Annotated in this window: 16 protein-coding genes, 1 tRNA gene and 1 pseudogene; 11 read left to right on the forward strand and 7 right to left on the reverse strand. The window is 57.7% G+C overall.

The window, feature by feature from the left end; translation table 11 throughout:
* The first annotated feature begins 4 nt into the window (after nucleotides 1-4).
* From HX898_RS15385 to HX898_RS15395, 3 genes are all read left to right on the forward strand, one after another.
* Nucleotides 5-787: an ATP-binding cassette domain-containing protein gene (locus HX898_RS15385; RefSeq protein ID WP_003542059.1), complete on the forward strand. Its 783-nt coding sequence runs from the start codon at nucleotides 5-7 to the stop codon at nucleotides 785-787.
* A 207-nt stretch (nucleotides 788-994) separates the two neighbouring features.
* Nucleotides 995-1,071 (forward strand) — tRNA-Arg (locus HX898_RS15390).
* A gap of 302 nt (nucleotides 1,072-1,373) precedes the next feature.
* The gene (locus HX898_RS15395; RefSeq protein WP_246697921.1) at nucleotides 1,374-3,059 is read left to right on the forward strand and encodes an adenylate/guanylate cyclase domain-containing protein; all 1,686 of its coding nucleotides are present in this window, start codon (nucleotides 1,374-1,376) and stop codon (nucleotides 3,057-3,059) included.
* A 965-nt stretch (nucleotides 3,060-4,024) separates the two neighbouring features.
* Here HX898_RS15395 and HX898_RS15400 read toward each other — a convergent pair.
* The 3 genes and pseudogenes from HX898_RS15400 to HX898_RS15410 form a co-directional block, all read right to left on the reverse strand.
* A pseudogene (locus HX898_RS15400) lies at nucleotides 4,025-4,171 on the reverse strand (transposase domain-containing protein); the annotation flags it as partial.
* 61 nt (nucleotides 4,172-4,232) lie between these two features.
* Nucleotides 4,233-4,682: a hypothetical protein gene (locus HX898_RS15405; protein WP_180195174.1), complete on the reverse strand. Its 450-nt coding sequence runs from the start codon at nucleotides 4,680-4,682 to the stop codon at nucleotides 4,233-4,235.
* 78 nt (nucleotides 4,683-4,760) lie between these two features.
* Nucleotides 4,761-5,051: a hypothetical protein gene (locus HX898_RS15410; RefSeq protein ID WP_246697922.1), complete on the reverse strand. Its 291-nt coding sequence runs from the start codon at nucleotides 5,049-5,051 to the stop codon at nucleotides 4,761-4,763.
* Between the two features lie 209 nt (nucleotides 5,052-5,260).
* Between HX898_RS15410 and HX898_RS15415 the strand changes: the two genes are divergently transcribed.
* Entirely contained in the window at nucleotides 5,261-6,637 is a 1,377-nt protein-coding gene (locus HX898_RS15415; RefSeq protein ID WP_180195031.1) for a DUF882 domain-containing protein, read from the forward strand.
* A gap of 65 nt (nucleotides 6,638-6,702) precedes the next feature.
* Here HX898_RS15415 and HX898_RS15420 read toward each other — a convergent pair whose 3' ends face one another.
* Complete coding sequence (locus tag HX898_RS15420; RefSeq protein WP_180195175.1) at nucleotides 6,703-9,018, reverse strand: rhodanese-like domain-containing protein; 2,316 nt, start codon at nucleotides 9,016-9,018, stop codon at nucleotides 6,703-6,705.
* Nucleotides 9,019-9,940: 922 nt separating this feature from the next.
* On the opposite strand from HX898_RS15420, the gene HX898_RS15425 reads away from it, so the two are divergent.
* The 7 genes from HX898_RS15425 to HX898_RS15455 all read left to right on the forward strand — a co-directional run bounded on the left by HX898_RS15425 (nucleotide 9,941) and on the right by HX898_RS15455 (nucleotide 20,616).
* Nucleotides 9,941-10,894, forward strand: coding sequence for an NAD-dependent epimerase/dehydratase family protein (locus tag HX898_RS15425; RefSeq protein WP_138330287.1), 954 nt, complete (start codon nucleotides 9,941-9,943; stop codon nucleotides 10,892-10,894).
* A gap of 31 nt (nucleotides 10,895-10,925) precedes the next feature.
* Nucleotides 10,926-12,146 carry a glycosyltransferase gene (locus HX898_RS15430; protein WP_180195032.1) on the forward strand — a complete coding sequence of 407 codons (1,221 nt, stop codon included), beginning with the start codon at nucleotides 10,926-10,928 and terminating at the stop codon, nucleotides 12,144-12,146.
* Nucleotides 12,140-15,142 carry a trifunctional glycosyltransferase/class I SAM-dependent methyltransferase/polysaccharide deacetylase gene (locus tag HX898_RS15435; protein WP_180195033.1) on the forward strand — a complete coding sequence of 1,001 codons (3,003 nt, stop codon included), beginning with the start codon at nucleotides 12,140-12,142 and terminating at the stop codon, nucleotides 15,140-15,142. The genes HX898_RS15430 and HX898_RS15435 overlap by 7 nt, the downstream gene beginning before the upstream one ends.
* 7 nt (nucleotides 15,143-15,149) lie before the next feature.
* The gene (locus HX898_RS15440; RefSeq protein ID WP_180195034.1) at nucleotides 15,150-16,226 is read left to right on the forward strand and encodes a glycosyltransferase family A protein; all 1,077 of its coding nucleotides are present in this window, start codon (nucleotides 15,150-15,152) and stop codon (nucleotides 16,224-16,226) included.
* Complete coding sequence (locus HX898_RS15445) at nucleotides 16,219-17,973, forward strand: ABC transporter ATP-binding protein (RefSeq protein ID WP_180195035.1); 1,755 nt, start codon at nucleotides 16,219-16,221, stop codon at nucleotides 17,971-17,973. Before HX898_RS15440 ends, HX898_RS15445 begins: the two co-directional genes overlap by 8 nt.
* Nucleotides 17,970-19,094: a glycosyltransferase family A protein gene (locus tag HX898_RS15450; RefSeq protein WP_171598489.1), complete on the forward strand. Its 1,125-nt coding sequence runs from the start codon at nucleotides 17,970-17,972 to the stop codon at nucleotides 19,092-19,094. Before HX898_RS15445 ends, HX898_RS15450 begins: the two co-directional genes overlap by 4 nt.
* A gap of 1,315 nt (nucleotides 19,095-20,409) precedes the next feature.
* Nucleotides 20,410-20,616, forward strand: a complete 207-nt coding sequence (locus HX898_RS15455; protein WP_003542083.1) for a hypothetical protein — start codon at nucleotides 20,410-20,412, stop codon at nucleotides 20,614-20,616.
* A 399-nt stretch (nucleotides 20,617-21,015) separates the two neighbouring features.
* On the opposite strand, the gene HX898_RS15460 is transcribed toward HX898_RS15455, so the two are convergent.
* The 3 genes from HX898_RS15460 to HX898_RS15470 all read right to left on the reverse strand — a co-directional run bounded on the left by HX898_RS15460 (nucleotide 21,016) and on the right by HX898_RS15470 (nucleotide 23,279).
* Nucleotides 21,016-21,264: a hypothetical protein gene (locus HX898_RS15460; RefSeq protein WP_180195036.1), complete on the reverse strand. Its 249-nt coding sequence runs from the start codon at nucleotides 21,262-21,264 to the stop codon at nucleotides 21,016-21,018.
* Nucleotides 21,265-21,366: 102 nt separating this feature from the next.
* Nucleotides 21,367-22,074, reverse strand: a complete 708-nt coding sequence (locus tag HX898_RS15465) for a TfuA-like protein (protein ID WP_138330281.1) — start codon at nucleotides 22,072-22,074, stop codon at nucleotides 21,367-21,369.
* On the reverse strand, nucleotides 22,071-23,279 hold the full coding sequence (locus HX898_RS15470) for a YcaO-like family protein (RefSeq protein WP_180195037.1): 1,209 nt from the start codon (nucleotides 23,277-23,279) through the stop codon (nucleotides 22,071-22,073). The genes HX898_RS15465 and HX898_RS15470 overlap by 4 nt, the downstream gene beginning before the upstream one ends.
* Between the last annotated feature and the right edge of the window lies 1 nt (nucleotide 23,280).

A 23,280-nucleotide genomic window follows, 5' to 3' on the forward strand; every position in this document is an offset into this window, starting at 1 on the left:
AGACATGGCTGATCAACGCACTCCCCTCGTGGAACTGAAAAACATCTCGATCTCCTTCGGCGGCATTCACGCCGTGGACAATGCCTCGGTCGATCTCTACCCCGGCGAAGTCGTCGCATTGCTCGGCCACAACGGCGCCGGCAAGTCGACGCTCATCAAGATCCTCTCCGGCGCCTACAAGCGCGATGGCGGCGAGATCCTGATCAACGGCGAACCGGCCGACATCCGCAATCCGCGCGATGCCAAGAAATACGGGATCGAGACGATCTACCAGACGCTCGCCGTTGCCGACAATGTCGACGCCGCAGCCAACCTCTATCTCGGCCGCGAGCTGAAGACCCGCTGGGGCACGCTCGACGACGTCGCGATGGAAGCCTCGGCCCGCGAGGTGATGGGGCGGCTCAACCCCAACTTCAAGCGCTTCAAAGAGCCGGTGAAGGCGCTTTCGGGCGGCCAGCGGCAATCGGTGGCGATCGCCCGTGCGATCCTCTTCAACGCCCGCATCCTGATCATGGACGAGCCGACGGCGGCCCTTGGCCCCCAGGAGACGGCGCAGGTCGGCGAGCTGATCAAGCAGCTGAAGAAGGAAGGCATCGGCATCTTCCTCATCAGCCACGACATCCACGACGTCTTCGACCTCGCCGACCGCGTCTCGGTGATGAAGAACGGCCAGGTCGTCGGCCACGCCCGCACCGAGGACGTGACCAAGGACGAAGTCCTCGGCATGATCATCCTCGGCAAGGTGCCGCCTAAGGCAATCCCCGGCCCCGGCGCCATGCAGATCTGACCGCCGCTAGGCGACAGTGCGCGACAACCCCGCTCCGCCGCCCGCAAGGCCGGCGGAGTTTTTTTATGTAGCGTTCCCCAGGCTGACGGATAAAAACACCCTGGAAACCACAAGCACCCGTATTTCTGAGAATTTCGCGATTGAAGCCAGCCGCAAGCTAGGCTAAGAACCACCCATCGGACAGGCGATTCAAACCGCCTTCGGCATGCACCCGTAGCTCAGCTGGATAGAGTGTTGGATTCCGATTCCAAAGGTCACAGGTTCGAATCCTGTCGGGTGCGCCACCGTTTTGAAGACTGCCCCTAGCCATAAAATGCGCCTAGTAAGCCCGCGTAGGTTTGCGCCTACGGGCAGAGGTTTGGTATTTTTTCCGCGATAGCTCTGCGCCTGAGCCTTTTAAGGGCAGCAGAGCAACATCTTCCCCCCAAGGCGGCGTAAATGGCAGGTCAACCAATGCTGGGTTGCGGAGCGTTATCCCTCCCGCTGCATGACATCAGTGCCGTAAGACTGTACATTCCATTCGAAGCACTTGCCGTTTACTCGGGATTTGTCACAGATGTCCTCTTCGCCCACCACCAGACGACTGATGGCCATCCTGACGGCGGACGTTGTCGGTTATTCGCGCATGATGGAAGCCGACGAAGAAGGAGCCCTGGCAAGCGTGAGTCGCTTGCAAGAAGAGATCCTCAAGCCTCGAATCCTCAAGAGTGGCGGTCGGACAATCAAAGTTATGGGTGATGGCCTACTCTCGATATTCGAAAGCCCGGCCGTCGCCATCTCGACGGCGTTGCAGGTACAGCATCTGCTGGCCAGCGAGGCTGTAGCTGCCAGTGGCACCGATCCTCTTCGAATTCGAATTGGTATAAACTACGCCGAGGTCATGATCACTCAGGACGATGTGTTCGGCGACGGCGTGAATGTTGCGGCGCGCCTCGAACAACACGCGTTACCGGATGGCATCTGCATCTCAGAAACAACGCACGACATCCTTCCAGAGGAATTGCAGCGGCTGTTTGTAGATGGAGGACTGCTACATCTGAAAAATATTTCCAGGCCGGTGCGTGCATGGTATTGGCCTCGCACTCCCACAATAGAGCAGTCAATTCGAACCGTCGTCGCCGTCCTTCCCTTCCAAAGCGCAGATGAAGCAGCGAACGAGTTCCTCGTCGACGGCTTTACTGAGGACATCATCTCCGGTCTGGCAAGATTCAGGAGCCTGTCGGTGATTGCGGTATCCTCAGCGTTTGCGTTCCGTGATCGCTCGGAGGGTTTAAAGGAAGTTGGGCGCAAGCTCGCCGCCAACTATCTCGTAACAGGCAACATGCGTCGGTCGGGAGACGAGGTTCGGATCACGGTACGGATGATCCAAGCCGACACGGAGCGGTTGGTCTGGTCTGAGAAATATCAGCGGCAAGCGGCAGATATCTTCAGCATCCAGGACGAGATCGTGAAAATGATTGTCGCAAATCTCGCGGGCCAAATCGAAAGCTGTGATTATCGAGAGTCCATCCGGCGGCCGCCGACCAGCCTCGCTGCTTACGAATATTATCTGCGAGGGCTCGTGCATCTCAGAGGCTACGAGCCGGATGACAACGTCAAGGCAGTGGAGATGTTCGAAGCAGCGGTTGCGGGCGACGGAGGCTTTGCACTGGCACACTCTCATCTTGCATTGGCGAGGATAGCGGTCGGCGGCTATTCCAACGCGCCGGCGGCTGTACTTCGCGACGGGATCGCCCTCGCTCGTCATGCCGTAAAGTTAGACGAGGGAGAGGCTGGCGCCCATCGTGTACTCGGGCTCGCTCACCTTTACTTGAAGGATTTTGACAACTCCGAGAGAGAATTCCGCCTGGCATATAAGCTCAATTCCAGTGACGCCCATGCATTGGTCCAGCTCGGCGGACTTCTGGCAAGGCGAAACCGTATGGACGAAGCGCTTCCCTTGGTCGAAGAAGGGATGCGGCTCAACCCCTACCCGCCTCACTGGTATCACGCAGTTTTGGGTAATCTTCTCTATTTTAAGGGCGACTACGAGCAGGCCCTAGCGGCGCTAAAGCAGCTACCGAACCCCGGAAAGTATACCAGCACCCGAATGATCGCCTGCTTGTCTATGGCGGGCCGCTCCCAGGAAGCTGCCGCACTTGCCAAAAGCGTTCGCGAAAATCATCCAGATCTGACGATCGGGGAGTTTTTGGCGCGAGGGATCGTTGTCGAAACTGCCGAACAGACTGAGAAATTCAGACAGGGCCTGTTGGGAACGGGATTGCCGGAGTGATAGGACGTCGATGGCCACGTCCAGCGGCGGGCCGCGAGGCTTGTTGGTACCGTCGAAGGCCTTGTGAAGAGGCAGGCGAAGCTTGCAGTGCTGCATTAGAGCTGTTCCAGTCCAGATCGACTTTTCCGCGAACTGAGCTTGGGTGGCGCCTACCGTGCTCGGGGCCACGCGAACGTCGCACGATGACTTGATCTGGCAAACGCGCTTCGCACCGCCTTTCCCCGGCGTCGTTTCGGGTGATGCCGGCTAGAAGATCGTCGCGTCCTCTTCCCGCTCTTGAAATCGACACTATCATCGGCTATCTACAATTCATCGGCGTTGCTGGTGAGCGCTCCACGTGAGTGTTCGCGACTGCCGAAGTCGCTTATCTGCTTTTGACCACGGATGTACTGGCACTGGTGTGGAGAGCGATGTCGAGAAGGTCGGTGCGGTTTCGCCCCGGCCTTTTTTGTTGCCTGTCTATCAGCGCGAAGCTCCCGGCCAATTGTTCAATGGCTCTTCCGGCTCTACTCTTGGACGATCGTCAGCAGGGCATGCAAACGGATCGAGGGACGGATTGATTGATGGTGTCACCTTGGCACTGACATCGACGAATTATTGCGAGTGAGTCGGACTTCGGTCCGATGGTAGACAGCATTCTCTGCTAATTTCCGTTCCGCTGAGACTGCAAAACTCAGCACGAAAAGGGTGTCTGCCCCTGATCCGGAGCACCCTTTTCAAACTCTTTTTCGGGAATCCCCCTTAACCCTCGGCACCGACGGTTCGCGGGCGGCCAATCTCCCGATTGATCATGGGCATAGGTAATCTGTCGGAGCATCTTGCGTGCGATGGTGTTGCCAGTTCCATCGCATCTTAAGCAGGCCGTCGTCAAAGTCGAAGTCTGTCATTTCCTCGGCTTCCTCGCGAATTTGAACGCCCAGACCGCCAGGATTTGACCAGCCCGTGGTCGGCTCTTCAACCGGACAGTTCCACGGCAATAGCTCATCGATACGGCTCTGCTTGTGACCATTGACGATGGCAGTGAGCGTGGCGGTCAGATAGGTCGGCGGATCGACGGCATTGAGTTTGCAGGTCTCCATGAGCGAAGCGATGGTCGCCCAGTTCTCCTGCCCCTGCCCTCGCCTTCAAATCGAACGTAGAACGGTCGCGCGCGCAACACGTCTTCGAGCAAGATCAATCCTGGTTTGGTAACGGCTTACCCTCGTAGCGCACGCGAAAATTCCTCCTGTGAAAATCCTGCTCGAAGCAGACGAAGAGGAGCTCCAGGTCATTGGCGCTGTCGCGCTTCCCAAGGAGACTGAGCGTGACAACCATAACGCCGCTGTATCCGCGCGTCAGGCGGAAAGCCGCGTTGCGGATGTCAGTCCCTTCTGGATCCTTCCGGTCTTCGCGGCGCTCATAGATGACCCAGAAGCGGGCAGCATCCCAAGTCTGCCGTAGGATTTGCCTGACCTCTGCCTTGAACTCTTCGGCATCCATTGCCGGACCCCAAGACAATGCCGTCTCGCCCGCATCGCTAACGACATTGAGGTAACCGTCATATTGATAAACGCCTGACAGTGACCGTTCGATCATCTCGAATGCGGTGTTTTCGCTGATTGTTGTTTTGAAGAGAATTGCCATGGAATCGATGCGTTTCACTAACGACCTGTCGGTGAGACGACGAGACTACAGGGCGTCGCCTGGGCGAGCAATGGTGACTTAATTGACGGGTATCCGAGTCCGCCGCATCGTTCCGGAAATCTGCCTGTACATACCGGAGACATAGGTAACAGAACGTCCCCAAGACATGGGTGACAACCTTGTGCCGAACGGGTTGTCGATGGTTTGCAAAGTCGTCTGCTCCAGATCGATATATCCGAGATCATAGCGCATGAAGCTGACGAGCCAAACGCCGTCATCGACCTCCTCGATGTCGAGCCTCTGGCCGGCCATGACTGTGAAGATATTGATCTTCTTGCGGTACATGCAGATGCGGCCGCAATTGGTCATCAGTACGTCACGCTCGTGGAAGCGGATTTGTGCTTGGCTCCGATGAATGGGCGCAGGGGCGCAATTCGCCTCGGGTGGTGGCCCGCATCCTCAACTCACCAACCTTCCACATCCGCTCGTTAGCAATTTATTGACCATAAGCTGGCTTTACTGAGCGTGATGGATGCGGAGATCCCCGCACACCGTCGAGTGTTTGGTGTAGGACGGAATTGTTCGTGTTGAAGTATCCAGTGCAAGGATTATCGGGCGGAGCCTTGGGCCGAATTGCCACGCTCCTGTCGCGTGCGGAACGGTTCGTCGCGAAGACTATTCTGCCGGCTCTGTTTGCGCTGCCGGCACTTGTCGGTTCTGCATCATTTGCCTCGGCGGAAGATCGCGCCCTGAAGCTGTTCTTTACCCATACGGGCGAGAGGGCCACGATTACCTACAAGCGGGACGGAAAGTTCGATCCAAAGGGCCTCGCCCAGATCAATCGGTTTCTGCGCGATTGGCGAAGGAACGAGCCGACCCGGATGGACCCCAGGCTGCTCGACCTGGTCTGGGAGGTGTACAAGCGCAGCGGCGGCAAGGACTACATCCACATCGTCTCCGCCTATCGTTCGCCCACCACCAACAACATGCTCCGCAACCGCTCGCGCAGCACGGGCGTCGCCAAGAAGAGCCAGCACATGCTGGGCAAGGCGATGGATTTCTATGTTCCCGGCGTGAAGCTTTCGACGCTGCGGGCGCTTGCAATGCAGATGCAGGGCGGCGGTGTTGGATATTATCCGACCTCGGGATCGCCCTTCGTGCATCTCGACGTCGGTAACGTTAGGGCATGGCCCCGCATGTCCCGGCAAGAACTCGCTCGAATATTCCCGAATGGGCAGACGATGCATCTCCCGGCCGATGGCCGGCCGCTGCCGGGATACAATCAGGCGATTGCGAACTACAAGAAGCGCGGCGGCCCCACCTCGATCCAGATCGCCAGCACCGCTGGAGAAGACGAAGAGGTGGGCGCATCGACCAGGTCGAGCGGCGATACCACAGACAATAAACTCGTGACGGCGCTGCTACCCACGCCCCGAAGCCGAGCGGTGAATGCGCTCGCGCTGCAGACCGACGCCGCCCAGCGGGATGACAAGCGGTCCGCTGGGGATGTTTCATCTTTGCCGATTCCGATACCGGCGATGCGGCCTCCCGCCCTTAAGCACGACGCTGATGTGGATGACAAACTGGAGACTGCGTCGATCGGCCCAATTGATGTCCTTCCGGATAAACCGGCGTCTGCATTGCCGGCCTATGCCCGCTTCGAGCCCCGCCCTGTTGCACACCAGGCCTCCAGGCAGGGCGCCGATATGATCGCCTCCCTGCCGATGACCGCTTCCTGGGAAGAAGCAAGTTTCTTCGGATCGACGTCCGACGCGGCGCTGATGAAATGGGCGCTGCATTCTCCCGGCGAGGTGATGGGATTGAACGCGCCTCGCGTTTCCCCCCGCACGGTTCATCGGGAGGCGAATGTCGCAACATCAGGTGAGGATATCATTCCGCTCGCCGCCACAGACCTGTTCGATGCGAGCCGGCTTGCGTCGCCCCCGGAGGGCTGACATCAATCATCAGAGCTTGATGCGCAGCACCTCTTACGACATGCGACTTCAGGCACGGTATCCGCTTATTGTCCCGGAGCGGTCTCTATGGGGTAGTGAGCATCCTCCCACGCGGGAAAACCACCGGCAAAGTGGTAGACATTCTTAAACCCCCATACCAAGGCTTTCGCCGATGCGTAGGCGGAATCGCCGCAATATTTGCCGTGGCATGAGAAAATCACTTCCTCCTCCCTGCTCACGGCCTTCGACAGCGTGTCCTTTGCCAAAACCTCTACGACCGATAGGTTGATGGCTCCAGGCGCATGCCCGCGACCAAAGCTCAGAGCGGTGCGCACATCGACGAGCTTGACGCCGCGGTCGTGCAGCCGCTTGGCCGTCGGGGCGTCTATTTCAGTGGCTCCCTTGATATTGTATTCCCCGTTGCTTTTGCCGATCAGGCGAGCGTATTCGTCATAGGAAATATCTGTGCCCGCTCCCTCCGGCACTCCGGCTTTGCGCAAGCCCTCCTTCAGGCGCTCGCGATAGGTCGTATCGTAGTTGAAAATGTCGCCGTACCAGTACCATCCCAGTTCCTGCACCGTCAGCGGCGAGTAGCCGGCGGGAACCGCGAGCGCGTTGTATTTTTCGATGTTTTCCTGAACGCCGTCCGTCCGCCCGAGGTGGCCGAAGCTCGACACCAGCGTGGCGTAGTCTTCACTGACGTCTGATTGCCGGATCACCAGCAGTTCGAGGTTCTTCACCGCCTCCTCATATTTCTCCTGGTGGAACTGTGAAATCGCAAGAACCCTGAGATAGCTCGGCGGATATTGCGGATCGACACGCATGGCTCGTTGCACTTCGCGTTCGGCTTCCGCAGCCTGGGCCGTTGCGTTCAAAATTCGTGCTTTGCTGAGGTGATTTTCGGGATCATTGGAATCGAGTTCCATGGCACGACTGATTTTGGCGAAGGCGTCAGCATACCGGCCCTGCCTTGCCAGCACCTCAGCGGAGATCGCATAGGCAAGCGAATTGGGCTTTCGAATCGCAAGAGCCAGGTGCCGATCCACACGTTCCATCGCCCTCTCGAAGCCAAGGTTGGCGGCCTCCCAATTGGAAACGGCAATCCTCCAATTCGCTGAAGCGAGCGCCGCATGAGCGCGGCTGTAATCGGGGTCGAGCTCGATCGCCCTTTCGAAAAAGGGAATTGCCTTGAGGGTTTCATCCTCGCCGTCGTGGCGCAGGTGATCCCAGCCTTGCAGCAAAGCATCGTAAGCCTGCGGGCTATTCGTCTCCGCCTGCTCGGACTGAGATCGCTCCGCCATTGTGAACTTGACGGTGAGCGCAGACACGATCTCGCCGATGACCTTATCCTGAAGCGTAAAAATGTCGCTCATCGCGCCGTTATAGCGGTCAGCCCATAGATGATGGCCGCCGAGCGCGTCTATGAGCTGTGCGTTGATGCGGACCTGGTTCCCCTGGCGGCGCACGCTGCCTTCCAGGATATAACGGACCCCGAGTTCCTCGGCCACCTGCTGAACTTTGATGGGCTTGCCCTTGTAGGCGAAGGTGGAGTTTCGAGCGATAACAAAGATGCTGGACAGCTTCGAAAGGTCTGTGATCAGATCTTCCGTCATGCCGTCGGCGAAATAGGCCTGTTCCGGATCGGAACTTAGGTTGTCGAACGGCAGGACGGCAATTGACGGCTTGTCAGGCAGCGGGAGTGCCATGCGAGCGATCGATGCCGTTTCCACACTGGTCGTCCACGGACTTAGCCACAATGCACCGAAGGCAGCCACCAGACCCAGAGCCACCGCCGCGAGCGGTCCCCAACTGCGGAGACGCCGGATTTTGAACTGCCAACGAGGAGCGTTTCCATCGAACAGCACGCGGTAGGTGCGTACGGGGCGTACGATGTTTTTGACATGCTGCTCGCCAATAAATTCAAGCGGCAGTTCGAGCTTGCCTTGCAAATGATCGAAAGCAGTGCCGGATACAAAAAGCCCTCCGGACTCACAGATCTGCTCCAGGCGAGCAGCGACGTTTACCCCATCGCCCAGCAAATCATCGCCCTCTACGACGACGTCGCCTAGATTGACGCCCATGCGGAAGAGAAGCCGGTGTTGGGGCAGGATATCCGCCTGGCGTGCCGCAACCTGCTTTTGCAGGGCAACGGCACATAGGACAGCATCCACGACGGAGCCAAATTCCACGATCGCGCCATCGCCCATGAGCTTCACTGTGCGTCCGTGATATTCCGCGAGCAGTGGGTCGAAGACGTCGGAGCGCAATGCCCTCATCGCGGCCAGCGTACCGGCCTCGTCATCCTCGATAAGTCTTGAATAACCAACGATATCGACGGCGAGAATTGCAACCAGCCGCCGCTCGGCATGATCGTCTCCCATGGTCATCCTCTCCAGCGAGGTGACGAAAGCCACGCTTAGCGGATCCTTCGGTCGACGGGAACACTCCTCCGGCCTTCCTTATTCTACTCCAGTTTCCTTCTCCCGACGAATGAACTCTTTCGAAATATGGCTTATCCGGTTCGCGCTGGTCGTATCACCGCCTGCGCGACAAGCATGCAGACGTGTACGCCAATGCGTTCGTATTTCCGTTGGAACAGGCGACGACACTTCCGGACGCATAAACCCGGCAAAATGTTACGCTATCCTTTGCCCGCCTGAAAAGGCGCGCGGGCGCCGTGGTTTGGATGGTCGAACTACGATGCCGCCCGTTTCCGCGCGCAAACTCAGACCAAAGTCCGACCCACCCCGGACTTCGTGCCCATACAAAACCTTCGATCACTGTAATAACAATAATATATTCTCAAGTAACGAGGCGAGAAGATGTGAGAAACTGGATCGACTTCATTGGATCGCATTTATGTAACGCCTTCTACTTAGAAAATGATATCCAGAAACTGGTTGTTGTTGACAATCTTTGCGCCGGACCTTTCGAAAATATTGCGCACATTCGGGATGCCCGTTCTCACAGGCAACCTCAGCTCTCTGGATCCCGAACTCGTCGGAGAGGTTCTCGATACCATGCCGATTCCTTCGATCGAACCGCAAATGGTGACCGTCTCATGGAACGGATGGTCGAGATCGTGCAGGTCGTGATGATCGCGCGACGATCGGCTGTAGCATCCGGTCCGGCCCGGCTGCTCGTTATCGAGCGCGGCATCGGCAGAAACACCTTAAAGTAGGTACTTTTAACAATTAACATCAACAAGCGAGTATTTCTTAGAACTCTTCTAAATAATTGTCATGCATTACAGGCGATGCTAATAAGCAAGTAGCTTAATCTCAAGTCACGAGGCACGAAGCAATGAAAAGCGTATTGATTTCTGGCGGGGCTGGGTTCATCGGATCGCACTTGTGTGATCGACTTTTGCTGAGGACGGACATTCAGAAGCTGGTCGTTGTTGACAACCTCTGGACCGGGCTTTTCGAAAATATCGCGCACATCCGGGACCCCCGTTTCCACTTCGTGAAATCTGATGTCGAGACGCTGCAGACCTCGGATAAATTCGACGAAATCTATCACCTTGCGTCCCCCGCATCGCCGCCGTGGTACATGAAGGAGCCGAAGAGGACGATTTCCGCGAACCTTCTCGGGGCGTTCCGGCTTCTCGATGTGCTGAAGAAGGGCGGACGTTTCTGTTTTACCTCCTCATCCGAAGTCTATGGCGACCCTCTGGTGTCGCCGCAGCCGGAATCCTACAAAGGCCAGGTCGACTGCACCGGACCGCGCTCATCCTACGACGAGAGCAAAAGGTGCACGGAGTCACTGCTGTTCGAGATGCAGCGCACCCAGGGGCTCGACGTCAAGATCGTTCGTCCCTTCAACATCTATGGCCCGCGGACACGTTCCGACGATGGTCGCGCGGTCTCCAACTTCATCACCCAGGCGCTCTCGGGCCGCCCGATTACCGTGTTCGGCGACGGCCTTCAGTCTCGCAGCTGGGGCTATGTCGATGACGTTGTCGATGGTTTCGCGCGGTATTTCTGGATGAATGAAACCGACTATAAGGGGCCTCTGAACGTCGGCAATGATCGCGAGATTTCGGTTCTCGAGGTCGCGCAATATGTCTCCAGGCTCGTTGGCGGCCTGCCGATCGTCTTCGAGCCGTCACCGCCGCAGGACCCCACGAACAGACGGCCGGACTTGACCAATGCCCACTATGTCATGCCCGAATGGTCGTGCAAAATCACCTACGAACAGGGCGTGGCAATGACTCTCGACTGGTTCAGGGAACAAATGAGGCACGCCGCGGAATAAACCATGTCGGCTTTCGAGACTCGCGTCTTGGATGCGCGCGGCGTATGTTCACGGTGCGATTGAGAGAGTGATGATGCGAGAACCAATTCCGTCCGATCTGAAGGATATGAGTTTTCCCGTACCGATTCACTATCTCGATCTCGCCTCCTCTCGTCTCGATGCCGTTTCGCCCCCGATCTCCGATGGGCTCGTGGTCTTTCTGTCGGATGGTCTTCCCGTCGGACAAGCCTATATCGAAAGGCCCGAGACGGCGGCGGCACTCGCCGAGCGTGTCGTGCGACCTGAGACGCTCGAGCATGCGCGTCAAGTCGCGCAAACCCCTGTGCGAAACCGCGACGTCAGCATTCTGATTTGCACAAAGGACCGGCCGGAGGAACTACGCCGTTGCCTGGCCTCGATCCCCCAACAGTCGCTCAGCCCCGTCGAGATCATCGTGGTGGATAATGCATCTGCAGGCGAGGCAACGCGTGGCGTGGTAGAGGAATCGGGCGCAACCTATGTTCGGGAAGATCGGGTCGGGCTGGATTATGCGCGCAATGCGGCGGTTCGTGCGGCAAGAACCGAATTCGTCGCGTTTACGGACGATGACGTAGTCCTCCATGAGCGGTGGCTGGAGAACCTGATGAAGGGGTTCGATCTGCCGGAAATCGCCTGCGTAACCGGGTTGGTCCTTCCCGGAGAACTTGCAACGCCCGCACAGTTTATCTTCGAAAAGCATTGGAGTTTCGGCAGAGGCTATCTGCGGCAGGATTTCAATCAGGACTTCTATACCAGGGATGCACGTTACGGCGCTCCGGTCTGGACGATAGGAGCCGGCGCAAGTCAGGCCATCCGCCGCAAGGTCTTCGACGAGATCGGCCTGTTCGATGTCCGCCTGGACATGGGCGCTGCCGGATGCTCAGGGGATTCCGAATACTGGAACCGGCTCCTCCATCATGGCCATGTCTGCCGCTACGAGCCGACGGCGGTAGCCTGGCACTTTCATCGCAAGGATATGAAGGGGCTCGCCAAACAGATCTACCAATATATGAGTGGCCATGTCGCAGCCCTGCTGGTCCAGTATCAGAACACCGGAAATCACGCCAATCTGCGGCGCATCCTGCTCTCGTTTCCGAAATATTACGCCGGAAGGCTCCGAAGACGGCTTCGCAAAGGCACGACGTCGCACGACGTTTTCCTGAAGCAGGAGATGTTCGGAAGCGTAAACGGCGCTCTCTACGTTCTGCGGCGATGGAAGAGGCCCGCATGGTAATCGCCGCGACGCCTGACATTTCATTCCTCATCCCCGCCTATAATGCAGCCGATACGCTTGCCGAATGTCTTGCCAGCCTGCAGCAGCAGTCGCGAACGAACTGGCAGGCTGTCGTAGTCGATGACGGTTCGACCGACCGCACCTGGGAGGTGCTTGAAGGCATCGCAAGAACGGATAGCCGCATTCGCCTCGCCCGTCAGCCGAATGCCGGCGCAGCGGCGGCGCGAAACCACGCCGCAAGACTGGCAGCCGCACCCCTGCTCTGCATGCTGGATGCCGACGACTGGCTGGATCCGACCTTCATCGAAAACATGCAGCCGGTGGCGGAGAATTCATCTCCAGCAGCCATCGCCTATTGCGCCTTCCGCCGCGTCGCCCCGGACGGCAGGCTTATGCAGGTAGAACAACCTCCCATCATGACGGGAGACATTGCCAAGCGTGAGTTCTCCTCCTTTTGTGCACTCGCCATCCATACGGTTGTCTTTCCCAGAAGCCTTTTTGAGTTTTTGGGAGGCATGGATGAGACCTTGCAGACCTGCGAGGACTGGGATCTTTGGCTTCGCATGGCCTTTGCGGGCGCAGAATTTCGCCGTGTCGACAAGTGCCTCGCTTTCTATAGCATGAAGGCGGACTCGCTCTCCGGCGATCCAACCAAAATGGTGCGTGACGCCATTCGCGTGACAACGAAGGCGCAAGAGCTGCAGATGCAGCAAGGCTTGTCGGCCGAGGGGCCGGAGACAGGTTGGATCACGCCCCCCGTCAGCCAACTGCGCATGCTAGCCTGGGTCGTCGCGGCCAAGTGCGATCCGACTTTGGATATTGCAGCCCTTGCAGCGCTTCTGCCTGAGCTGCCGGACGCCGCGGGCTACGAAAACTTTCTTGCCGGTGTAATCCTGCATGGCTTGCAGACCGGGCTCTCTACTGATCGGGCCGACGATCTCATTGATGTGCTCGATAAATGGCGGCCGACGGTCCTTTTGCTCATCCAACTGATTCAGAAACATTCCCTGCCTGGCACTGCGCGCAAGATCATTGAGGCCGCTTCTTGGCACATATCCGCCGCAAACCCTTTGCGGTCATTCGCCCTTGGCAATGTCCAGGTGGTCAGTGTCGCGCTCGAAACGCTTTCGCGAATCCCCAAGGCCGAACCAGCCGACACACTCATCATGCACGCCTTGTCCGGCGGACAACATGTCGGCTCCTTTGTCGGGCCATTCTGGGGCGATCTTTCGATCCGGGCGCAGATCAGGCTGATCATGCATGAGATGCAGGCAGAAGAACATCTGCAGATGCCCCCCACCCTCGTCTATATCAGTTCGTGGACTAGGGAGGCTTTACGCGGCTACAGAGCCTTCGGCGGGCTCATCATCCGGAATGGCCAACGGCGAGGACGTCTCGAACGAATTTTGGTGCGTATCGGACGCAAGGCTCTTCTTGCCTGCGTGCCAAGCGACAAACAAGACAACGACGCCCGACTGTCCGACATGCTACAAAATCTCCAACGCGGTCTGGCTCCGCGGTTCCGAAATCCCACCCGGTCGCGGCCCGACGAAAAAAAGGGGGGTGAACCCATTCGGTCGGAGGAAGATTACTGGGAGCATATCTTTGAACGCCCGGATCCATGGAACTACGTCTCCGTCTACGAGCAGGTTAAATATGCGCAGACGTTGAGCCTGATCCCGGAAGGGATCGAGAAGGCTCTCGAGCTCGCCTGCGCTGAGGGGATTTTTACCGAGAAGCTGGCGCGAAAGGTCGGCCAGGTGACGGCCACGGATATTTCCCAGCGGGCAATCGACAGAGCTGTCGAGCGGTGCCGCGACCATCGCAACGTCGGGCTTCGCGTGCTCGACTTCGTCAAGAGCGATGTTCCGCCAGAACAGGACCTCGTTATCTGCTCCGAAGTCCTTTACTACATGAAAGACGAGGAGATGCTTGGGGCGGTCTGTCAGAAGATGGCCGCAGCGGTGAAGCCGAATGGCTACCTGATCACTGCCCACGCACATATCCGCCGGGACGAACCCAATCGGACCGGTTTCGACTGGGACAATCCTTTCGGAGTCGGGACGATCAAACAGCTGTTAGCCGCACAACCTGAACTGGCCCTGGAAGAGACGATCGACACCGAACTTTACGCCATCCACCGGTTTAGGAAAGGCCCGGTGGCAGATCCTGTCCTGCGGGTCGAGCGGCATGGAACTCCGCTGGACGCGGATGTGGCAAAGCACATTATCTGGGGGCCGGCTGGTACTGAGCGTGGGGCGGCATGGACAACGGAGGTCACCACCTCGGTTCCCGTCCTCATGTATCACAGGATCGCAGAGGAAGGACCCGCGGCACTCCAGCGCTTCCGCACGCCGCCGGAGATCTTCCGCAAGCAGATGCAGTTCCTTCGGCGACAGGGCTTTTACACGGTGACGGCACAGACCCTGGCGGGGTTTCTGCGCAGCGGCAAGCCGATCCAGGGCCGGCCCGTCATGCTGACTTTTGACGATGCCTACTCGGATTTCCTGGAGGACGCCTTCCCGATCCTTGCCGAGAATGATTTCAGCGCTGACGTATTCGTCGTGACCGATAAAGTCGGCGGTCGATCAGATTGGGATTCTGCCTATGGAGAGCCTGCACCGCTGATGGCGTGGTCGCATATTCAGGAGTTGCACCAAAAGGGCATCAGCTTCGGCTCCCACCTCGCATCCCACACACCAGCCAGTGCGATTGATAACGAAGCCCTGCTGGCCGAAGCCATGCGATCGCGCAATGCGCTGCAAAGCCGACTGGGCAGCTCCGCGGAATCGATCGCACTGCCCTATGGCTCGACGGACTTCAGGGTCCCGGGCATTCTGGCGCTTGCCGGCTACGGGATCGGCTTCACGACACGACCGGCAAAAGCCACATTTTCCGATAATCTCTTCGCTCTGCCACGCCTCGAAGTCCGCGGCGATCGTCCTCTCGAAGCCTTCCCTGAACTGATGGGCCTGCCGGGAGCTTATATCGGATGACAATACCATGACTGGCGCAACGGCCCCTCTCATCACCGTGGTCATACCGGCCTACAATGCCGAGAAGACGCTTGCCGAAACATTGCAAAGCGTCTCTAGCCAGTCCTATGACAAGCTCGAAATCCTTGTGGTCGACGACGGGTCGCGGGATAATACCTTCGATCTTGCGAGCGACTACAGCCTGACCGATCGCCGTGTCCGTGTTCTCCGCCAGGAGAATGGTGGGGTTGCGCGCGCGCGCAACCACGGCATCGAGGACGCACGCGGCCTTTATATAGCCCCTGTCGATGCCGATGATTTATGGCACCCTCGCAAAATCGAACTCCAGCTCGAGGCACTAGGGAAATTTCCGGACGGACGTGGGGTCGCCTACAATTGGTATGCGGCGATCAACGAAAACGGCATCATTTTCGGTAATTCGCGACCAGTCCTGCATCAAGGGACTATCTTCGAACCTCTGTTGCGGGAAAATTTCATCGGCAATGGCAGCACACCCTTGATGCCGCGGGCGGACATTCTTCGCTGCGGCGGCTATGACGCCAGCCTGCGCGACAACGGCGCCGAGGGATGTGAGGATCTGAAACTTTATCTGGCCTTGGCCGAAACCTTGCCCTTTGCGTTGGTTCCCGATTTCCTGACCGGTTATCGCTTTACCAAGGGAAATATGTCCAGCAACGCCTACAGGATGCTCAAGTCCCACGCTCTGGTCATGGCCCCGATCATCACGCGTTACCCGCATTTTACGCGCGACATCCAGACAGCCGAATTCAACACCGCACGCTGGTATTTCAAAAAGGCGTTTCTCGGCAAGGACTTTGCCCAGGTCAAACAGCTGGCGCCGATGATGGTCAGAAAATATTCCTCGCGCCTCGTGGTCCATGCGGTGCAGCAGGGCTGGCGCCAAGCAAAACGCGTCTTGCGGACGGCAAAGCGCGTCCTCGGCAAATCTTCGGCGCGGCCGAAAGCCCGCCTCGGGGGCGCGCCCCTGCCGCAACCCGGAACAGCATTCAGCGATCGTTTCGTGGCCACGCCTGCCAGGGAGGCAATAAGCCTGACCTCTTCGCGGATGGTCGACAATGAATAGGTTTCGAAAGCCGCCTTCCGCTATGCCCGCAAGAGCCTACAACCTAGTCGTTGCGTCTCGGTTTCGCGAGCTTCGGCAACTCGTACCGGCGCTGCGGCTCAAGATGACGGTGATGATCATCCTGGGAATTCTCACAGGGTTCTCCGAAATGGTCGGCATCACCTTTCTGGTCAGCCTCGTCTTTCTTCTCGGGCAGCGAGGTCCCGTTTCCGGCTCCGCCGTGGCATGGCTTCCGGCGTTTTTTGGCGGCATCGACCTCAGTCTTTCGAAGCCTGTCCTGATCGGCATTCTTATCGGCTCCATCCTGTTCCGGATTTTTTTGGGATGCGCCAATTCGCTCATTGCAAGCGCAGTCAACCACCGGATTAGCGACCGCATGCGAGACCGCCTCTACGCCAAGGTCTTGACCATGCCCTTCCAGCGCTTTCAGGACTATGAGCGCAGCGACCTGATCAACGTCATCGCGACCGAATCCTATGCGGTGTCGTCGGCGCATGCCAGCCTCGTACGTCTGGGGGTCAATTTCGGTACGATTGTGATTTTCGGCGTCGGCATGCTGGTCATGGCCTGGCCGATCGCCTTGCTCGCGCTCGCCTTCGGCTTCATCCATAATTTTGTATTGGGTTTCTTTGCCGGTGCCTACCGCCGTCTCGGTGCCTCTGCACTGGCTGCCGTCGAAGCCTTGACACAGTTGAGCTGGACAACGCTACAGACTTTGAAGGCCGTCAAAAGCTTCGGCATGGAAAAGCGCCATCAACAACTCTTCGAGGCGCTTTCCAACGACGTCGGCCAGACCTGGCGCCGGTCGGACTGGATGGGAGCGATAACCTCGCTTCTCAGCGAAATACTGACCTTCGGGGTCATCCTGACGATCATTCTGTCCTCGGAATTCCTGCCGGTGGATTTCAAGGCAGCGCTCTCGGCCACGATCCTTCTTTACAGGCTTCAGCCGCATATCAAGGGATTTGATTCCCAGATTCTCAGCCTTTACGAGATGGAAGCGTCCCTGCAAAACGTACTGGCGCTGCTTTCGGAGAAGGATGACATCAAGCAGGCCTCGCAAGGGGAGAAGGTAAGCCGCCTGGCGGAAGCAATTGTCTTCCACAACGTCTCGTTCGCCTATGAGCGATCGAACGCGCCGGCAGTTCACGATCTCAGCTTCGCAATCAGAGCAGGCGAGACGACGGCTGTAACGGGGCCAAGCGGCTCCGGCAAAACCACAATCCTCAACATGATTCTCGATCTCAACCCGCCGACCCAGGGCCGGATCACGGTCGACGGCAAGGATCTGACAACCATCGACCGTTCCAGCTGGCTGCAACTGCTCTCCGTGTCGGGCCAGGACGTTGAACTGATGGAGGGCACGGTCCTCGACAACATCCGGTTTCGCCGCGATATCTCGGAGCAGGATATCCGCTGGGCGGCCGATGTGGCCTGCGCAACGGAGTTCATCAACGATCTGCCGTACGGCTTCGATGAATGGCTGGGCGACGAGGCGATCCGGCTTTCGGGCGGGCAAAGGCAGCGCATAGGTCTGGCGCGCGCGCTCGCCAGCCGGCCTCAAATCCTGCTGTTGGACGAAGCGACAAGCGCGCTCGACGAAGAGACCGAGATGCGGGTGTTTTCGGCGATGAAAGAAGACGCCGGCAGAACGCTCATCGTCGTTAGCCATCGACCCGCTGTGGCCAGGCTGATGAAGAATCGGATCGATCTCCGCCCTCCCGCTCCCACGTCGAAGCTCGGGTGACGGAGATGGATATGTCAACGATGTCCGGGATTCGGGTGGCCGTCGTGATCCCCGCCTATAACGCCAGAAACTACCTTGCCCAGACGCTCCAGTCCGTCATCGACCAGACCCACAGGGCGCTGGAGATCGTCATCGTCGACGACGGCTCGACGGACGACACTGCCTCGATCTGCCGCCATTTTGCCGCGAGTGATCCAAGGATCCGGATTGTCTCGACTGAAAACCGTGGCGTCGCCGCGGCCCGCAACACCGGGATTGAAGCATCGAAATCCGACTATATCGCCTTCCTCGATGCCGACGACCTATGGCATCGGACCTATATCGAAAGAATGCTTTCGGCTCTCCATCCCCTGCCGAATACCTGGGGCGCGGTCTATGCCCTTCACCGTCACATCGATCCCGAGGGATATTGCACGAGATCCGGTTCGTCACTGAACGCCAGGGACACCATTTTCAACCGTCATCTCGTATTCCGCTTCGTCGGCAATGGCAGCGGCTTCATGGTTCGCCGCGCTGTCATTGAGAAGATCGGTGGCTACGATTCAAGTTACGCCAGGCAGGGTATCGGAGGATGCGAGGATTTCGACTTCGAACTTCGTACAGCCGAGCATTTCAAGATCGAGACGGTGCCGTTGGGTCTAGTGGGATATCGTATTCACTCAGCAGCCATGTCTTCCGACAGGTCGCAAATGGCGCTATCGCTTCTGGCTGTGACCGAGCAATGTATCGCCCGCAATCCACAGCTTTCGACTTTTGTCGCCAATTGCGCCCGCGCGTCGGCGCATCTTTATGCATTCTCAAAATTTGCCGCTTTGAAAGATTGGCGCCGCGCCGCGACCTCGCTCAAGCACATTTATCATCATAGCCCAATGCTTGCTTCCGACGTCCTATACAAATTGATCCTTTCAAAAGCCGACAGAGCCGCACGCAGGACATTGTCCAAAGCCTGGCCGGTCAGGGAACAAAAAAGAAAGAATTTCAAGAAATTCGAAGAGATAGACCCGCTTGTCCCATTGGTTGGCGGTTGGTCACGCTTCAGGACGAAGGCATTGTTCAGGCGCTTGTCGGAGATCGATCGGTCCGGCGAATGCTCTGCGGCGACCTCGTCGCAGGAGGCTTGATGCCTGCCGGCTACACGTCTGCAGGTGGCGCCAGCGCTGATGGCAGTTTTCGCTCGGCCGGTGAAACCGCTAAAGGTTTAACAACCCATCACCCCAATCGGCGTGGCGATTACTCCGCTATCTCTATTACAAACTTTGATGTTTAAGCAGAATAGCAATTAGTAAAAAAGCGAACGAATTATGAAAAAAGCAATCACCCCAATAATGATCTGTGACAATACCAAGTTTTACTGTAATCATGCTTGCGCACGTGCAAGCATTCCTACCGGAGGACCCGTCACCCACCCCGGCGGGTCCTCGACTTTGCTTTTTTTGGCTGGCTGCCAAATGCGACAGCCGTTATCGCTGCATCGGCATAGATAGATTTTACCTCGGACGGTGATACTATGCTGTTGAGTTCAATTTGATCAGAAAATCCCCCATCATCGGCAAGTGAAGAGCAAAATTCGGGTTCTCTTCTGTCAATATTTCGACCATCGCCTCAATTCATCTCGGGGATGCTTTCGGATCCGCAATGAAATTGCGGAGAAAGAAATATCGTCATCAAGTCGAGATTATTATCGGATAGAACTCGATAAGTATCGCTGCCGCAGCGAATAAGAACAACGCCAATGATCACTCTCATACGAAGATTTAATCGTCTTATAATTGACTTTTAAATACAACCATTGTCTGAAATTCATAATTTTACCTTTTGATAAACTTTTACTTGCTGCGCTCAATTATCGACCTCAACTTATTGTGCATACACTTTCAAAAGCATCGGCAGTACCTTCGACACGGGAACAGAAGATCTACGGAAAGCTACTTCCGGCGCCGGGTTCTCAACGACCCGGCAAATGCCTGCATCATCGGTGATGATTGTCACAGCCGATGGCCCCCAACAATCCTGAGACGGTGGCAAGGAGAAAGGTTGCCGGCGTCAAACAAGACTGCTGGATCAAAGCGTAAAATATTGATAAAAAAGGATATTTCTTAATTTTCCGTGACCTGCACCAACCCAATTCGGCCGATAGCATTCGGCCCGTCTTTTCAAAAGTCGGCATATGAGCCTGGGCTCGCCAATTGAAATGCCGACACAAAACTCAACCATGTAAGACATGCCTGTTCTCTTTGACGAGCCTCCCGATACGACACAAGCGATTGGTCGGGGCGCAGTTGACCTGTCCTGATTCAACACGCGGAGGCCAGTGAGATGGCTGACCTGTGTCGAAATGGTCGCACCTCGGCAGCGAATTAACCCTTCATAAAGCATTCGCTTGCTCAACTTATAATTTGTGTCATGGTCACTGTAAGTAGTGAGGGAGCCGACCTGATGAGTGATATAGCATCGCAGATTCCGGAATTTGGTTACGATGAGCGCGTGATGATCTGCCGGAAGCAGATCGAGAAGGCGGTCTATCAGTTCATTGCAAATACGAAGGTCGAGGGATGCGATCCGGCGGAAGTCGCAATGGCCATCGCAGACATTGCCGACGATTACATTCTGTTGCTGGCCCAGAAGCGCAACCTGACCCATTGAGATGAAGGGTCGGTCGCTAATCGGCTGGTCGTGCAGAAGACATTGAGTGCGAATCGCGCCGCCTCCCTGCCCGGAGGCAACGTCAGCGAAGCCGCTTACCCCTCGCTTGAAACCATTCGTGAGACGGATTTCGAACAGCTTTTGAATGAAGCGCCAGCGGCCGGGAACAAGCCGGGCTTCCCTAACAATTGACCCGACGCGCCGAAGCATCGGCACATACCAAGCGTGCGTTTCAGCGTGTTATCTCACCGCGATTGAAATAAACGGCCCCGTTCGATTGATGACTGCTCGGCTGCGCGCAACCACACGAATAACCCCGAAAATCGAAGCTGATTTTCAGGGTTATCGCGGGTTTGAAGTGATGGAGCGTTCTCGGCGCGCCCTGTCAGAAGCGCCGTACTAATGAGTTCTCACACTCACTTGCGGAACCGGGGAGCTCAATTCGGCCAGTTCTCTGGTCAAGCCCTCGCCGACTTCCTGCTTCACTGCCTCGAGCGCAAGGTCGAGGCAATTCGTCGCAAACGGCAGTTTGACATCCTGTGCCACCTGTCGCGCATAGGCGATCATCCGCGCCAACGCGACGAGCTCTTCCAGACCGTCTTCCGCCCCTTGGTCTGCTTCTATCTTGACAACCGATGTCACGCCCATGCCCCATTTCTCCAATGAATTGAAGAATGATACGCGTGTGGAGGTGATCCAGCCCGTGAAAAAAGCGTGACACAACCCTCGGTGACTATTGCCGGTTTCGGTTCACAATGCAGGGCGCGTGGGGAATGAGGTGTCGTTCAGTTTCCAGGGCAGATCGGCAGTCGAGCGAATGTCGCGGACGTCCTGCACCACTTTCAATAATTCCAAGGCATCGATGCGTTTTTGATCGACGGCATTCGACAGAAGTGCCGCCAGCAGGCCCGCACGATCCGTCTCGGCCAGCCCTGCACATTGCTCGACGACCGCCCGCCACGTTCGCTTCTTGAAGAAGATCGCGCTTGCGGCATCTTCGAGCTGCTGGCGCAACCGACTTTCCAGCAGTCCGTGATCCTCCATCGCATCAAGCGTTGCGCTGACATTGACGAGCGGTACCGTCAGCGGCTTGCTGCCCAGCGCGCTCGGCGCGTGCGTGAGCGCGACGGCGGCATCGTCGACCAGCCGGCCGGTGCGATAGTCTTCGAAAATGCGCCCGATCCCGATCATACCGAATGGATGGCATTCGGCAGCGCGCAACGCGCCCATGCTTGCCGCCCCGAGAACCGCGACGCCGAGCGACAGAGCATGGAGAATTTCCTTGTGCCAGACCGGTGCGGCATATTCGAAGCCGCCGTCGATCAGGCCGATGACATTGGCACCCTGCTCCACCGCCGCCAGGACATCGCCTTGCGTGGCAGGCGGCAAGACGCGTATCCGCTCGCCGGCAAGCGACGCCGCATCGGGAAGACTGGGACCTGAGAAAATGAGCTTCAAAACCCTATTGCCCTGGCAAGCGCCCTCGTTCCAAACCGCCGGGCGCGCTCCCCCTCCGGATTTTCGAGCTCGGGAATGACAATCTTGACAACACTGAACGGAAGCGTGTCCTTGCTGAGGCGCACGGCGATCACCGAAACGATCCGCCTGTTTCTGAGCGCGTCGAGCACCTGCTGCAGCAACTGCGCCAGATCCTGTTGCCGATGTCCTGCCACCCCGTCACTGCCGGTAGTGGCAGCGGGCGCTGCGGCAACCGCATCGAAGGCCTGCCGCAGCAGCGGCGGCAGGCGTCGTGAAAAAGTTACAGGAGAAATATCGTCCCTGGCTCCGCTGATATAGGTCAGCCGGGATTGCACGGCTTCCGTCACCGCCCGAATGGCGGCGCGGACGGGAGACGGATGAGCCCCGGTACCGCCGGTCACCTCGACGAGGCGAATGTCCCCAAGCCTGATATCCCCGGCGCCGTGAAGATCCCGGGAGCCCAGAAGGAGGTCCCCAGGACCCAGCATGGCGGTGAAACAGGGGATCCCGATGTCGCTGGTGATATCGAAGAGCCTGAGCGCCAATCCCGAGGTTTCGATCTTGTCGATCAACCCGTCCAGGGCGCCGTCCTCAAAGCCGCGGGGATCGGTGCAGCCGGCATAACGATCCGCTTCCGCGCCCACCTGCCACAACACATGGGCGTCACGCTCGATACGCTCCAGGACGCCGTGAAAGATCGCCTCCTCGACATTGTTTCCCGAGGCCAGGCCATCCGACGACATCCAGTATCGCGCGTCACGTGTGCGGTCGAGCACCACCGCTTCAAAGGGGATATAGACCTCCTCGCCGGTGAGGATATTGACGCCGGCAACCCATTCCGTCTCCTCGTCCGGTCCGAGATCGGGTTTATGAAGAGCGGTCAGGCAGTTCAGCGCGTCGGTCTTGTGCCCCATTGCCTGCAGACGGGAAGAGGTGCCCTGGATGAAATCGACGGAGGGTTCGCCGGCGACCGCCCGTTCAAGGGCTTCCATGACAGTGGATACTTTGGCATCGAGATCGGTCAGGCCCTTTCCCTGGGCAATCACGATCGAGCGGGAATTCGGGGCGTATGCGCACCAGACGGGGATTCCGATATCGTCCAGTCCGGTATGTCGCGCAACCCTGGTGATGCCGAACCCGGCCAAAAGAGGTTCGACGCGGGAAAGGGTTTCCCGCGGCGACATG

The organism is Rhizobium sp. WYCCWR 11128 (assembly GCF_013416305.1).
GTDB lineage: Bacteria > Pseudomonadota > Alphaproteobacteria > Rhizobiales > Rhizobiaceae > Rhizobium > Rhizobium indicum.

Excerpts from the sequence above, each read along its gene's own strand:
- HX898_RS15425 (WP_138330287.1), top strand. The coding sequence starts at position 9,941 with ATGAAAAGCGTATTGATTTCTGGCGGGGCTGGGTTCATCGGATCGCAC.
- HX898_RS15405 (WP_180195174.1), bottom strand. The coding sequence starts at position 4,682 with ATGGCAATTCTCTTCAAAACAACAATCAGCGAAAACACCGCATTCGAG.
- HX898_RS15430 (WP_180195032.1), top strand. The coding sequence starts at position 10,926 with ATGCGCGCGGCGTATGTTCACGGTGCGATTGAGAGAGTGATGATGCGA.
- HX898_RS15410 (WP_246697922.1), bottom strand. The coding sequence starts at position 5,051 with ATGACCAATTGCGGCCGCATCTGCATGTACCGCAAGAAGATCAATATC.
- HX898_RS15460 (WP_180195036.1), bottom strand. The coding sequence starts at position 21,264 with ATGGGCGTGACATCGGTTGTCAAGATAGAAGCAGACCAAGGGGCGGAA.
- HX898_RS15385 (WP_003542059.1), top strand. The coding sequence starts at position 5 with ATGGCTGATCAACGCACTCCCCTCGTGGAACTGAAAAACATCTCGATC.
- HX898_RS15445 (WP_180195035.1), top strand. The coding sequence starts at position 16,219 with ATGAATAGGTTTCGAAAGCCGCCTTCCGCTATGCCCGCAAGAGCCTAC.
- HX898_RS15435 (WP_180195033.1), top strand. The coding sequence starts at position 12,140 with ATGGTAATCGCCGCGACGCCTGACATTTCATTCCTCATCCCCGCCTAT.
- HX898_RS15455 (WP_003542083.1), top strand. The coding sequence starts at position 20,410 with ATGAGTGATATAGCATCGCAGATTCCGGAATTTGGTTACGATGAGCGC.
- HX898_RS15470 (WP_180195037.1), bottom strand. The coding sequence starts at position 23,279 with ATGTCGCCGCGGGAAACCCTTTCCCGCGTCGAACCTCTTTTGGCCGGG.
- HX898_RS15420 (WP_180195175.1), bottom strand. The coding sequence starts at position 9,018 with ATGGGAGACGATCATGCCGAGCGGCGGCTGGTTGCAATTCTCGCCGTC.
- HX898_RS15440 (WP_180195034.1), top strand. The coding sequence starts at position 15,150 with ATGACTGGCGCAACGGCCCCTCTCATCACCGTGGTCATACCGGCCTAC.
- HX898_RS15395 (WP_246697921.1), top strand. The coding sequence starts at position 1,374 with ATGGCCATCCTGACGGCGGACGTTGTCGGTTATTCGCGCATGATGGAA.